At 63.9% G+C, this 11,973-nt stretch carries 14 protein-coding genes; 3 read left to right on the top strand and 11 right to left on the bottom strand.

What is annotated here, in order from left to right; translation table 11 throughout:
- Positions 1–18: 18 nt before the first annotated feature.
- The 6 genes from ACE3QM_RS09320 to ACE3QM_RS09295 all read right to left on the bottom strand — a co-directional run bounded on the left by ACE3QM_RS09320 (position 19) and on the right by ACE3QM_RS09295 (position 4,513).
- Entirely contained in the window at positions 19–645 is a 627-nt protein-coding gene (locus tag ACE3QM_RS09320) for an LpxA family transferase (protein ID WP_374421503.1), read from the bottom strand.
- 3 nt (positions 646–648) lie between these two features.
- Entirely contained in the window at positions 649–1,215 is a 567-nt protein-coding gene (locus ACE3QM_RS09315) for a cysteine dioxygenase family protein (protein ID WP_374421501.1), read from the bottom strand.
- Between the two features lie 185 nt (positions 1,216–1,400).
- The gene (locus ACE3QM_RS09310; RefSeq protein WP_374421500.1) at positions 1,401–2,735 is read right to left on the bottom strand and encodes a DUF3422 family protein; all 1,335 of its coding nucleotides are present in this window, start codon (positions 2,733–2,735) and stop codon (positions 1,401–1,403) included.
- 132 nt (positions 2,736–2,867) lie between these two features.
- A complete protein-coding gene (locus tag ACE3QM_RS09305) occupies positions 2,868–3,620 on the bottom strand; it encodes a hypothetical protein (RefSeq protein WP_374421499.1) in 753 nt (250 codons plus the stop codon).
- A 14-nt stretch (positions 3,621–3,634) separates the two neighbouring features.
- A complete protein-coding gene (locus ACE3QM_RS09300; protein ID WP_374421498.1) occupies positions 3,635–3,997 on the bottom strand; it encodes a 5-carboxymethyl-2-hydroxymuconate Delta-isomerase in 363 nt (120 codons plus the stop codon).
- Between the two features lie 294 nt (positions 3,998–4,291).
- Complete coding sequence (locus tag ACE3QM_RS09295) at positions 4,292–4,513, bottom strand: hypothetical protein (RefSeq protein WP_048409150.1); 222 nt, start codon at positions 4,511–4,513, stop codon at positions 4,292–4,294.
- Positions 4,514–4,866: 353 nt separating this feature from the next.
- On the opposite strand from ACE3QM_RS09295, the gene ACE3QM_RS09290 reads away from it, so the two are divergent.
- Genes ACE3QM_RS09290 through ACE3QM_RS09280 form a run of 3 tightly spaced genes read left to right on the top strand, consistent with a single transcriptional unit; the run spans position 4,867 to position 6,993 of the window.
- Complete coding sequence (locus ACE3QM_RS09290; RefSeq protein WP_048409151.1) at positions 4,867–5,526, top strand: XRE family transcriptional regulator; 660 nt, start codon at positions 4,867–4,869, stop codon at positions 5,524–5,526.
- 5 nt (positions 5,527–5,531) lie between these two features.
- Positions 5,532–6,269, top strand: coding sequence for a VUT family protein (locus ACE3QM_RS09285; RefSeq protein ID WP_197081416.1), 738 nt, complete (start codon positions 5,532–5,534; stop codon positions 6,267–6,269).
- Complete coding sequence (locus tag ACE3QM_RS09280) at positions 6,247–6,993, top strand: metallophosphoesterase (protein ID WP_374421497.1); 747 nt, start codon at positions 6,247–6,249, stop codon at positions 6,991–6,993. Before ACE3QM_RS09285 ends, ACE3QM_RS09280 begins: the two co-directional genes overlap by 23 nt.
- Positions 6,994–7,024: 31 nt before the next feature.
- On the opposite strand, the gene ACE3QM_RS09275 is transcribed toward ACE3QM_RS09280, so the two are convergent.
- From ACE3QM_RS09275 to ACE3QM_RS09255, 5 genes are all read right to left on the bottom strand, one after another.
- Positions 7,025–7,519, bottom strand: coding sequence for a hypothetical protein (locus ACE3QM_RS09275; protein WP_156183791.1), 495 nt, complete (start codon positions 7,517–7,519; stop codon positions 7,025–7,027).
- A 218-nt stretch (positions 7,520–7,737) separates the two neighbouring features.
- Positions 7,738–8,625, bottom strand: coding sequence for a GyrI-like domain-containing protein (locus tag ACE3QM_RS09270; RefSeq protein WP_374421496.1), 888 nt, complete (start codon positions 8,623–8,625; stop codon positions 7,738–7,740).
- Between the two features lie 175 nt (positions 8,626–8,800).
- Complete coding sequence (locus tag ACE3QM_RS09265) at positions 8,801–9,310, bottom strand: GNAT family N-acetyltransferase (RefSeq protein ID WP_374421495.1); 510 nt, start codon at positions 9,308–9,310, stop codon at positions 8,801–8,803.
- Position 9,311: 1 nt separating this feature from the next.
- On the bottom strand, positions 9,312–9,878 hold the full coding sequence (locus ACE3QM_RS09260) for a putative glycolipid-binding domain-containing protein (protein WP_374421494.1): 567 nt from the start codon (positions 9,876–9,878) through the stop codon (positions 9,312–9,314).
- 274 nt (positions 9,879–10,152) lie between these two features.
- Entirely contained in the window at positions 10,153–11,877 is a 1,725-nt protein-coding gene (locus ACE3QM_RS09255) for an acyl-CoA dehydrogenase family protein (RefSeq protein ID WP_374421493.1), read from the bottom strand.
- Positions 11,878–11,973 lie beyond the last annotated feature (96 nt).

The following is an 11,973-nucleotide window of genomic DNA, read 5'->3' as shown; positions in this document are numbered from 1 at the left end:
GGGCCCTGCGGCTGCTTGTCAATCCAGGATCGGGTCCTGTTCCACCAAGGCCAGCCGCGCCACCACCGCGTGCGGCGGCAGCAAGGTGCCGGGGGAGAGCACGGCGTTGGCGCCGATGCGGCTGTGATCGCCCACCAGCGCGCCGAACTTCTGCGTCGGCAAGGTCCACGCCTGCTGGCGGCAGCGCACGGTGATGGTCTTGTCGCGGCGCTCGTTCCAGTGATTGGCGATGACGGCGCCGGCTTCCATATTGACGTCCGCGCCCAGCACGGCGTCGCCGACGAAGTTGAAATGGGCCAGCCGCGAGTAAGGACCGATGACGCAGGTTTTGAGCTCGCAGCCTGGCCCCACCGTCACATCATTGGCCAGCGCCACGCCGCCGCGCAGATAGGCGTGGGCGGCGATGCGGCAGCCGGGGCCGATCAGCAGCGGGCCCTTGAGGATGGCGCCGGCTTCTATCATGGCGCTGTGGTGGATGGCGATATCGCCGTCCAGCGTCCATTCGGCCGGATCCAGCGCGGCGTGCACGCGGCTCAGGCTGTCCGGCAGCCGGTTCAGCCAGAGCCACGGAGGCTGGCCGCCTTCCAGCCAGGGAAAGTGGGTGAGCAGGTCGGGAAACAGTTCGGCGGCGAGATTGGAGGGCATGGCTTAGATTTCGTATACCCAGCTCAGCGAATCGCCCGGCTGTTCCACCTGAGTGGATTCCAGGCTGAACAGTTCCATCTTGCGCAGCGGCGGCGAATACAGGTGCAGGGTGATCAGGTCTTCGCCGTAGGGCTGCAGATTGGAAATCTGGTGAATGTCCAGATTACCGTTGATGGTGAGGCTGCCGGTGGCCAGGCGATGGGATTCCACCGCGTACACCAGGCCATGCTCGGTGCGCTCGAAGATGGTTTCGGTGGCGCAGCCTTGCAGCACGCGCAGGCCGCACAGGCTGCCGCGGTGATTGTGGATGCGGCTGCGCTGGGTGCTGCGCCAGCACAGCAGCAAGAGCTCGCAGTGAGGGCTGAGGTAGATCTGGTTGCGGCGGTAGCGCTCATTGCTGAACTGGAGGAAGGGCTGCAGATCTTCTAGGCCAAGTTGCAAGGCATTGTGGAAACGATGGATTTGCTCCAGAGAAAGAGGCGCTTGATAGCTGTCCAACTGGCGTAGCGAGGCGGTGAGGCTGGGGCTGATCGCCACTGGAGGCATGTCCAGACAGAGCGGGTCATGCATGGTGTTCTCCTTTGTCTTGAGCGCCGGCGCGAGGGGCGGGCGTAATGAGTAGTGGCTTGTCCACCATGCCGTTCTGGGGCGGCATGATGAACTGACCAGTCCGGCTCCGCCAAGTTCGCTGTCCGGAGTTTGCTACCTGTATAGCTAATATCGGGCAGGTGGAGGGATAGCTGAAGTGACAGGTGTCAGCCGTGTTCCATGCCGGCGACCGCGCCATGGCGGCGCAAGGCGGCGCGCGCGCGGCGCAGGCCCAGGGCGATGGCCAGCGCCAGCAAGGGCACCGCGGCGGCGGTGGCCAGTTCCACATTGAGCGCCAGGCCGGCGGCCTTGGCGCCCTTGAGCAGGTAGCCGATCAGGCCGGCGCTGTAATAGGTGATGGCGGCGATGGACAGGCCTTCCACGGTTTGCTGCAGGTGCAGCTGCATCGCGGCGCGGCGTTCCATCGAGGTGAGCAAGGCCTGGTTCTGCCGTTCGCGGCGGATGTCGACGCGGGTGCGCAGCAGCGCGGTGGCGCGATTGACGCGCTCGGCCAGGGCGCGCTGCCGCGCGGCCACCGCGCGGCAGGTGTCTATGGCCGGGGTCAGCCGCCGTTGCAGGAATTGCTGGAAGGGCTGCAGGCCCTGGATGCGGCGTTCGCGCAGTTCGGCGATGCGGCAGCGGGCGATGTCGTAATAGGCCAGCGAGGCGTTGAAACGGTGATCGGTGCGGGACAGCGCGTTTTCGGTGGCGCCGGCCAGCTCGGTGAGCCGATGCAGCAGCTGCGGTTCGCTGTCGGCGCCGGCATCGCCCATGGCGCCGGTGAGTTCGGCCAGTTCTTCGTCCACCTTGGCCAGTTCCGGGGCGATGCTCTTGGCCACCGGCAAGGCCAGCAGGGCCAGCATGCGGTAGGTTTCCAGCTCCAGCAGCCGCTGCAGCATGCGGCCGGCCTGGCGGCGGCCCATGTAGAAGTCCGCCAGCAGATAGCGGGAGAAACCATCTGCGTGGATGCGGAAGTCGGTGTAGGCGCGGCCGGCGCCATCGCCTATTTCCGCGCCCACCAGTTCGTGGCCGTTGAAGCATTGCGCGGCCAGGTCTTCGATGCGCAGCGGCAGCGCGCCGGGCGGCAGCAGCGCGGCGTGGGCGGCCACCAGCATATTGCCGGGCAGCAGCGGCAGCCAGCCGGCGGGCAGCGCCTGCAGCGCGGGTTGGGCGAAGGGGCTGGTTTCCGCGCCATGGGCCTGCACGCTGAGGGTGGAGAACTCGCCGTGGCGCTCCCAGCGCACGCGGCCAAACGGCGCTTGCAATTGAAACTGGCTGGCCTTGGGGTCCGGGGCGGGCAGTTCCAGCTGTTGCGCCAGCTCGCGGTATAGCCAGAGTTCCTGCTCATGGCTGATGTGGCGATGCAGATAGGCGAGGTAGCTGAGACGGTTATCGGCGGCGATCTGCAGCGCTGGCCGGGCATGGGCTTCGCTGTTCAATTGCCGGCGTTGCGGGTGTTCGTTGAGGCGCAGCAGGGTGGGATCGGAGAGGTCGGCATGCATGGCGGGCTCCGGTGGCGGGTGGCGGTTTCAGCATAACGCGGATCATATTGCACTGCAGCATATTTTGATCCGGTATTGTTTCAGCCAAAATAAAAAGGCGGCCTTGGCCGCCTTTTCCGGTCCGCGCCGGGTTCAGTCGGGCAGATTCAGCGCCACCGCGCCCTTGGCGTCGAACCAGGCCACGCCGCTGCCCAGCATCGCCTGGCCATTGCGCACGAACAGATCGTGCGCCATCGCCAGTTGCAGCTGCTCCAGATAGGCCGGGGTGAAAATGCCGCTCCATTCCGCCTGCAGTTGGCGCGCATCGGCGATCTGGCGGCTATTGCCCTTGTGGTTGATCCGCAACGGGAAATGCACATAGCGGCTGGCCTGCTGCGCCTGGCCGGCCAGCGCGGCGCGCTGGAAGCCTTGCACCCTGGCCTCGAAGGCGGCGTCGCTTTCCTCGGTGACATCCTGGTACCAGCGGCCGTCGGCGGCGGGAGCCATGTCGCCTATGCTCAGCGCCACCGGCAGGGTCTTGGCTTTCAGCGTCCAGCTGCCGTCCAGGCCCACGCTGTTGTCGAAGCCCAGCGGCTGGCCGTCGCCGCCGCCGTTATTCTTGAAGCGCAGCTGGAACTCGCCGCCGCCGGCCTCGCTCAGGCGCAGGGTCTCGCCCTGCAGCTTGCCGCGTAGCGGAATGTCCTTGAGGTAGCGGCCATAAAAATAATGGCCGCCGCTCAGCGTCTTGCCGTTTTTGATCAGCAGGGTCATGCCGATGCGTTCCTGGCCCAGCGTGCCTTCCAGGCTGACGCGGTCGATGTCGTCGGCGGCGCGGGCCACGCCGGACAGGCCGGCGATCAGGGCGGCGGCGAGCAGGCCGCGGGATGCGAGTTTGAGCGCTGTCATGGTGTGTCCCTCCGTTAGCGGGCGATAAAGCGTTTGCCGTAGCTGGCGCGGTCGATTTCCTGGATTTCCACGCACAGCTGCACTTCCACGTCCGGCGGCAGCGCGGCGCTGTCGGCCAGCGCTTGCAGGCTCAGTTCTGACAAGCGCTGTTTTTCCTCCGGGCTGCGGCCGCTGAGTATGGCCAGCTTGGCGTGGATAAAGGCGCGCGGCAGGTCCTGGACGCCGATCTGGCAGCAGTCCAGCGCGATGGCGCGGCTCTTGATGTCGGCTTCCTCGAACTGACCGCTGGCCAGTAGCGCGCGGTTGATGTCCAGCAACGCCGCGCTGGCGGAAAAGGTGTCGAGGTTCTTGCTGTATTCGAGTGTCAGATGGGGCATGTCTGGGCCTGTGGGATCGCTTCCGCGCGCCATGGGCGCCTGGAATGGTTTTGCGTATTGCTATACGCCATTGTCTTGGATGCTGCCCAGTTTAGCGCAAGCCCAGGGCGGGAGAACAGGGGGATGGCCGCGCGGGGCACGGCCGAGCGTCGGGAAGCCGCTCACTGCCCATCGCGCTGCGGCGCGGTCGTGCCGAGTGCGGGTGGCTTTGAAATGCGCATGCGCCGCATGGGCATTTCGCGTGTTCCGCCGTTTTCGCCAGTTCCCGCTCGGATTCGCGGGAGCTTGCGCGGTCTAGCGGCGTTGGCCGGTTTTCTGGATCAGGCTTTGGATGTCTTCCAGTTTGATGACATCGTGTTCCAGGCTGCGGCTGATCAATTCCAGCAAATAGGTTTTCTTGAATACCGGGGAGCCTTCCCACTCGCTGCCCGGCTGTCCGATCATGCAGGGTTGGGTGATGATGGCGGGTTCGCCATCAATCACATCCAGCGCGAATTCGTCTTCCGAGATTCTCATTTTGCGGTTTCCTCTGTCTGGTGCCGCGCGTGACTGGCTTGCTCTGGATATTCGCCGTTTTACGCGTGGCATTGTGCTGCCTTTAATTGTTTTGATTAATACTTTTTTAGTTATTTAATTTTTGCCTGCGAGTATCTTGCCGGTGCCATGAATGTTATAGTGTTGCGGTTTTATTATATTGTCTTTCTATTTAAAATAATAGCAGTTGGGGTGGGTGAAATATCTGAATGCAAACAGTATGTTTCATTTGGCTGTTTCCCTGATTCATGATGGTTAAAATAGGGCGGCCATGGTTTCGTGTTAAATTAAAATAATGATTTTCGCTATTGGTTTGTTTTTCATGGAGGGGCTGAATGAGCAGGGCGGCGTGGAAAGAAGAGGGCGAAAGCGCGGCATTGCTGCGCAATGCATCGAAAAACCTGGCTTATCTGATGGAGCGCGCAGGTGTCGATGCCGCGCATTTGAGCGAGGCGATCGGCCTTGGCGTGGCGACGATCAACAATATCAAACGCGGGGTGGGCAATCCTACTTTGCTGACCCTGATGGAATTGGCCCGGTTTTTTGACGTCAAGCTCAGTGATTTCATCGAAGGCGAGCTGGGGCGGGGCGCTCGAGAAAGCCGTGCCGCACGGGCGGTGCCTCTGGTCAAGTTCACTGAGGTGGGCCTGTTTTGTGATGGCATGGCGATAGAGCCGGACCGTTATTTCGTCGACGCCGCCGGTTTCGACGCCGATGACGCGTTCGCCGTGGTGCTGAACAACGATGCGCTGTTTCCCAGCTTTTCCCAAGGCAGCGTTTTCATTGTGGCGCGCAAGGAAAGCCCGGCGGATGGGGACGTGGTGCTGGTCCGCATTGCCGGCCAACCTCCATGCTTCCGCCGCGTGTTCATCGACGGCGAGCATTGCCTGTTTTCAAGCATTTCCTTGATGCATGATCTGCAGCCGTCCATCTGCCGCGAGTTCGAGGTACTGGGCGTCGCGGTCAAGGCAATCAAAACTTTCAGCGCGGGATGAGTAGAGTGGAGCAATTCAGGGTTTACGGTCTGATCGTCGGCTTGTCGGTGACCATCATGGTGGTGTGCGATTCGCTGGTGTACAAGACTTTGGATATTCATGGCTTGAAGATCACCGCCAGCGGCATCGTGTTTTCGCTGTGCTATCTATTGTCCACGGTGTCCACCGAGGTGTACGGCTATAAGCTGGGCGGCCGCACGGTATGGATACTGGTGGCGTGCCAGACATTCTTCGTGTTGATAATCAACGCTTTTGCGCTGCTGCAGCCGGACAATAACGAGATCTCGAAACAGTATTACCTGCTGTTCAACGAGTTCTGGCGGGTGATGGTGGGCACCTGGATTTCGGTGCCGGCGTCTTACTTCTGCAATGGCTTCGTCGTGTCGCGGATGAAGGTGTTTTTTGCCGGACGCCTGTTCTTCGTCCGCTATGTGATCGCGTCCATGCTGGCGCAGGCGGTGTTGCTGATGACCGCTTATCCCATCAGCCTGTCGTCGCGCTACAGCGGGCAGGAGCTGGTCAACATCATCGCCACCACCTGGTCTTACAAGGTGCTGGTTTCCATCATCCTGCTACCGGTGGGGTATTACCTGGTGGGCGTGGTGAAGCGTATCGAAAAAACCGATTACTTCGATTGGAGCGTGTCGTACAACCCGCTGACCGTGTTCAAGGACGACGACGAGGCGGTGAAGAGAAACCACTACGCGATGGAGGAAGCGCATGAGAGTCGCGCAAATATCTGATGTGCACTTGTTCGCCGACCGCGACGGCCGGCTGCAGGGCTACGACACTTACCGCGAGTTCGACCGGGTATTGTCCCGGCTGGAGCAGCGGCACGCGGCGGAACTGGACGCTATCTGGGTGACCGGCGATATCTCGCAGGACGAGAGCCGGGAGTCCTATCAATGGTTCGCCGAGAGACTGGAGCAGACCGGCCTGCCGGTGCACTGGCTGCCCGGCAACCACGACGCCGCGCCGCTGGCGACCGAGGTATTGAGCGCGTATGGCTGGATGCGGCCGTTGCAGCGGCTGGAAACCGCGGACTGGCTGATACTGGCCTTGGACTCGGTGCAGCCGGGGATAGACGACGGCCATATCAGCGAGCAGGCGGCGGAGGCGTTCAGGCGCAGTCTGGCGGCGGCGCAGAATCCGGCCAAACGCTGCGTGGTCTTGCTGCACCATCATCCGGCGGCGGTGGGCACGCCGCTACTGGACAGCTGCATGCTGCAGAATACCGAGCGTTTCTGGGCCTTGATGGCGGAAGTGCCCAATCTTCAGCTATTGCTGTGTGGCCATGTGCATGGAGATTACCGTCTGCGCGCCGGCGAAGTGCCGCTGGAAGTGTGTCCGGCCACCTGCTTCCAGTGGCGCAAGGGCACATCGGAGCTGGATACCGAGGACCGGCGCGGCTACAAGTTGCTGGAATTCGACGCGGCGGGCTTCCGCAGCGAGACGGTGATGTTCTAGCGGCGGCTGCGCGGGTCAGGTCGCTTATTCGTTATCGCTTGACCGCGCGCAGCTCAAGCACCTTGCTGGCGGCGTCTGGCGCCGCGGTGTTCCGGCGCCGGGCCTCCACCGCCGCCGCGCTGAACTGGCGGCTGAAGTTGCGGCCTTTCAGAAAGCCGGTGGTATAGGCGATCTTGCAAATATCTTGCGCGCTCAAATCCGAAAAATAATCGATATTCTGGCAGATGCTTTCGCCGGAACAGGTTTCGCTATTGCCGTGGATGTGGATGCGGTATTGATTGCCGCGCAGTTCGGCCTCGACTTTGCAGCGCTTGCGCTGGGCTTGCAGATTGTTTTCCAGCAGCGCGATCTTGATCAGGTCGCGCGGATTGATCGCGGACATGATTTGATTGCTGGCCAGAATATCCGCATGGGACAGTTTCACAAAATCGTGGCTGCCGTAAACCTTGAACAGGTAGAGAAACTCCTTGGAGTTTTTCTTGGGCAGCCTGTCGCATAGCGCCAATTGGTATGGCGGGTTGAACACGCTGATGATCCATTTTTTTATTTGAGCCAGAGAAAGAGCGCGCATCGTGCATGACCCCCTGCGTTAAACGCGCTTAGTTTACCCAAAGCCGGTATTGGATGCTTGAAGAAATGTTTTTGGAATATTTACATGGTTAATATATTAGTGACGAAAATATCGGCCGTGATCTGATTGGATCACGGCCGATATTCCGTTCCGGCCGGCGCCGGGCGCGGGCGTCAAGCGTTGGCGGCGCGATCCTGCAAGGGCAGGAACAGTTCGCTGACGGCGTCGGCTTCGGCCACGTCCGGGTAAAAGCGCAGGCGCTGCAAAAATAGCGGAAAGTCGCGCGGCTGTTCGCCGCTGGCGGGCAGCCACTCGGTGTACAGCCAGCGCGCCTTGGCGCCCAGTTCGGCATCGGAGCCCAGATGGCGCAGCCGGGCGCAGCGTCCGGCCGGAATCAGCGCGGCGCGCACGCCCTGAGGGTTGGCGGCGATGGCACGATCGGTGGCCGCGCACAAGCCGATGCGAAACGCGTCCGGCGCGCAGTCGTCCGGATCGGTGTACAGCAGGTTGTAAGTGGCGCTGACGCTGGGCGGCAGTTGTTGCTGCCGCCGCCAGGCGATGAAGTCGCGCAGGCTGTCTCCCAGCAGAGCGGGATGGCCGCGGTGTTCCAGCAGCGCTATTGGGGTGGCGGGAAAATCGACGATGTCGACGACAAAGGGGGCATGGACGGACGGCATGGCGCGGCTCCTCAGTTGGCGCAGGGTTTGCAGATGACTGTGCCAAGGCAGCCAGCGCGGCTGCCGCCGGAAGGCGGACGGGCTCTGGCCCACCGTTTGCCGGAAGGAGCGGGCGAAGGCCTCCGGGCTGCGGTAGCCGCTGTCCAGCGCGATGTCCAGCACCGGGCAGCGGCGGAAAGCCAGCCGCTCGCCGGCGCGCCGCAGCCGGCAGAGCTGCACATAGCGGTGCAGGCTGATGCCGAAACGGGCGCGGAACAGGCGGTGGAAGTGAAAGCGCGAGCAGGCCGCCACCCGGCTGAGTTGCTCCAGGCTGAGGTCGGCGTCCAGGTGGGCGTCGATATAGGCCAGCGCTTTGCTCAGCCGTGGTTCGAGGGTGTTCGGCATGCATTTCCTCCTTGGCGCCGCCAGTCTAGCGCGGTGGTGGCGCGGCGCGCCTGACCGATCTTGCGTTATTGCCGCGCCGGCTTGGAGCGTGTTGGCGATCTCGCGAGCTAGAGCGAGACAAGGCGTACTCACCGTGTAACGCATCCACGACGCGCAGCAGATCGTAAACAGACGCTCAGGCCAGCGGCTTGAACATCGCCACCCTCCGGCGCAGACCGTGTTCGGCCTCGGCACGCAGCACGGCGCGCAGCCAGGGCGGGCAATCGGCGGCGGCGATGGTCCGAAAGCCGCGCCCTTGATAGAAGGGGGCGTTCCAGGCCAGGTGCTCGAAGGTGGTCAGCATCAGCCGGCGCAGGCCCAGGCCGCGCGCGACGGCTTCCGCGTGCGCGATCAGCGCCGAGCCCAGACCCTGCCCCTGGCGGCTGGGGCAGACATCCATTTCCTGCAGGTGCAGGCTGTCGTCGTGACGGCGCGCCAACAGGAAACCGTGGACGCCATCGGCATCGGCCGCCGCCCATAGCAGGCCGGCGGCGCAGGCGGCGCTCAGCTCCTCCGTGGGCAGGGTGTCGGCGGACAGCGCCGGCGGTAGATCTTGCGGATCGAAGCGGGCGGCGGCGGCGCGCTCGATAGCGGCTAGCCGGACGAAGTCTTCCGGCGTGGCCGGCCGGATGCGCATGCGTTCCATGTCAGCGCGCTTCCCGCCACAGGCCCTGGTAGTCGCGCGGCAGTCCGTCCGGGGTGACGCTGATCTCGGCCTGGAACGCGCCTTGCCGCGACTCGTAGCGGTAGCCTAACTCCGACAGGCGGGTGTAACGCTGAGGCAAGGGAGCCAAGGTCAGCGCCGGAAATTGCAGCCAGGCGGCGCTCAGTTCCAGCGCCGCGCCGATCTCGAGCCGGCCGCGGCGGATGGGTAGCAGATTGGTGGCGGGGGTGAAGGCCAGATCGATGTCGATGCAGCCTTGCACCTGCGGCTGCTCCACGCCGTTGAGCAGCCAGCGGCGCTCGGCGTCGGCTTCCAGCAGCAGTTCAATATGCTGGCCGCCGCGATAGCCTTGTACCGTCGCGCGCCGAGTGCTCCAGTCGGGCGCGCAGTCCACCTGATAATGCAGCAGGCAGTTGACGCCGTCTTCGACGAAGATGGCGCAGCCGCTGAGACGCGGGCCGTGTTCGCTAGTCTCCAACGCCGCGTAGTCGTGGCCGGAAGCGTCCAGCCTTTGCCAGATAATGGCCTGGTGTTGCGTGATGTCGTGCATGCGTGGCCGATTTTAGGTGTTTCGGTAAACAGACCAGCATGATATGTCATTTGCCTGGGCTTGGGCAGCGCGGCGGAAAGAGTCCTGCTTGCCTGTGCCTTCCGCAAGCGCGGTAGATTGTAAACACAGTCTCAGAACCTGTTCAAAGTCTGCTGCGCTGCGGCGATACGGCGTTGAAAACAAGCTCAAAATGCTCATGTACCACGTGTACATTCCGCTTTTTCGCTCGTTTTCGCCTTGTCTCGCCCTTGCTCGCGAGATTTTGAACAGGCTCTTAGGCTGGCAGCAGCGCCAGTGCTTGCTCCAGGCGCAGCGGGGTTTCATCCAGCAGCGGGCGCGTCCGGCTCAGCGGCGCATCGTCAGCCGCCAGCGGGTTTTGCGGCAGCAGCCGGTGCTTGAGCACCAGGTGGGCCAGCGCCAGGCGGCGGTAATCGCCGTCCGGGTCCTGGGCGGCTTCCCAGGCCATGAACACGGCGCTGGCGCAGTGGTAGAGCGCGCTGGCGGCGCGTCGCGCTTCCACGCCGTCGGCCTGGTCGAAACTGACGGCGGCGAAGTCGACGGCGCGGTCCAGCGCCAGCCGCAAGGCGGCGCGCGACGGCGTGGGGACGCCGGCGTCAGCCAGCAGCCTGGCCAGGTAGGCGCGCAACGGCGGCAGCGTGGCTTCGCGCCGCGCCGAGCGCGCCACGTCCAGTGCCACGATATTGCTGGTGCCTTCCCAGATCGAGCCGAGCAGCGCGTCGCGCACGATGCGCGGGTCGGACCATTCCTCGATGTAACCGCAGCCGCCACGGACTTCCATCGCGTCCTGGGTGACCTGGCGCGCGTCGCGGCAGGCGCGGAACTTGATCAGCGGGGTGAGGATGCGCGTCAGCTGCGCCGCTTCGGCGTCGCCGGCCGCGGCGCGATCCATGCAGACGGCCAGGTGCAGGAACATCGAGCGCGCCTGCTCCGTGGGCAGCAGCATTTTCAGCAAGGAGCGCTGCATCAGCGGCATGTCGATCAAATGCCGGCCAAAGGCCTGGCGATGGCGGGCGGTGTGCAGCGCCTCGGCCACGGCGCGGCGCATCAGGCCGGCGGAGCGCACGCCATTGGACAGGCGCGACAAATTGATCATGGTGGCCATCTGCTGGAAGCCGCGGCCCACTTCGCCCACCAGATGGGCGCTGGCGCCTTCCAGGCGGATCTCGCCGCTGGCGATGGAGCGGCTACCCAGCTTGTCTTTCAGGCGGACGATGCGGTAGCGGTTGGGCTCGCCGTCGGGCAGCAGGCGCGGCAGCAGGAACAGGCCAAGGCCCTTGAAACCGTCCGGCGCGCCGTCGACATGGGCCAGCACCATGGCCAGGCCGGCGTCCGGATTGGAGCAGAACCATTTTTCGCCTTCCAGCCGCCACTCGCCGTCCTGCCGGTAGGCGCGGGTTTCCACCTGGGACACATCGGAGCCGGCGCCTTGTTCGGTGATGAACATCGCGCCCTGGCACAGCTGCTCGAAATCCTGGCTCAGCAGCGCGGGCAGATAGCGTTCTATCAGCGCCGCGTCGCCGTGTTGCGTCAGCGTGCTGCTCAGCGAGTCGGTCATGCTCAGCGGGCAGCACAGCCCGAACTCGGCCTGCACCAGCAGATAGGTGAACGCGTACTTGGCCAGCCGCGGCAGGCGTTCCGGCCAATCCAGCACGCCTGGGCGGTGGCCCTGCGCCGCCAGGCCGTATTCGGAGAAGGCCAGCCGCTCCAGCTCGATAAAAGCCGGGTGCTTGTCTATGCTTTGGCGATCCTGCCCGGTGCGGGTGCGCGGGTTCAGCGTGGGCGGGTGACGATCGGCGGCGCGCGCCAGTTCGTCGAGGCGGCCGCCAGCCGCCGCGCCCAGCGCGCTCAGCCGCGGCTCCAGATGGCGGTATAGCGCGTCCGGCAGGTAAATCCGCAACAGGCGGGCCAGGCTGGGGTCGTTAAGAAAGAGGTTGTCGCCGTGGCGGTCGGGAATCGCTGTCGGCTGATCCGGATGCATGGTGCTTCTCCTGCGCGATGGGGCGAAGCCCATTGTTGGCATAATGGCCTGGGAGCGGAAGTACCGTTTTTGGCTCGCGCGATATCGAAAACCTAT

The organism is Chromobacterium sp. (genome assembly GCF_041912965.1).
Classification (GTDB): Bacteria; Pseudomonadota; Gammaproteobacteria; order Burkholderiales; family Chromobacteriaceae; genus Chromobacterium; species Chromobacterium aquaticum.
Note: the sequence above shows the minus strand (reverse complement) of the source record. Positions and strands in the feature narration are given on the sequence as shown.

Coding starts and splice junctions, on each gene's coding strand:
- ACE3QM_RS09300 (WP_374421498.1), bottom strand. CDS start 3,997: ATGCCCCATCTGACACTCGAATACAGCAAGAACCTCGACACCTTTTCC.
- ACE3QM_RS09290 (WP_048409151.1), top strand. CDS start 4,867: ATGAGCAGGGCGGCGTGGAAAGAAGAGGGCGAAAGCGCGGCATTGCTG.
- ACE3QM_RS09270 (WP_374421496.1), bottom strand. CDS start 8,625: ATGCCGAACACCCTCGAACCACGGCTGAGCAAAGCGCTGGCCTATATC.
- ACE3QM_RS09305 (WP_374421499.1), bottom strand. CDS start 3,620: ATGACAGCGCTCAAACTCGCATCCCGCGGCCTGCTCGCCGCCGCCCTG.
- ACE3QM_RS09320 (WP_374421503.1), bottom strand. CDS start 645: ATGCCCTCCAATCTCGCCGCCGAACTGTTTCCCGACCTGCTCACCCAC.
- ACE3QM_RS09260 (WP_374421494.1), bottom strand. CDS start 9,878: ATGCACGACATCACGCAACACCAGGCCATTATCTGGCAAAGGCTGGAC.
- ACE3QM_RS09255 (WP_374421493.1), bottom strand. CDS start 11,877: ATGCATCCGGATCAGCCGACAGCGATTCCCGACCGCCACGGCGACAAC.
- ACE3QM_RS09265 (WP_374421495.1), bottom strand. CDS start 9,310: ATGGAACGCATGCGCATCCGGCCGGCCACGCCGGAAGACTTCGTCCGG.
- ACE3QM_RS09315 (WP_374421501.1), bottom strand. CDS start 1,215: ATGCATGACCCGCTCTGTCTGGACATGCCTCCAGTGGCGATCAGCCCC.
- ACE3QM_RS09295 (WP_048409150.1), bottom strand. CDS start 4,513: ATGAGAATCTCGGAAGACGAATTCGCGCTGGATGTGATTGATGGCGAA.
- ACE3QM_RS09280 (WP_374421497.1), top strand. CDS start 6,247: ATGAGAGTCGCGCAAATATCTGATGTGCACTTGTTCGCCGACCGCGAC.
- ACE3QM_RS09310 (WP_374421500.1), bottom strand. CDS start 2,735: ATGCATGCCGACCTCTCCGATCCCACCCTGCTGCGCCTCAACGAACAC.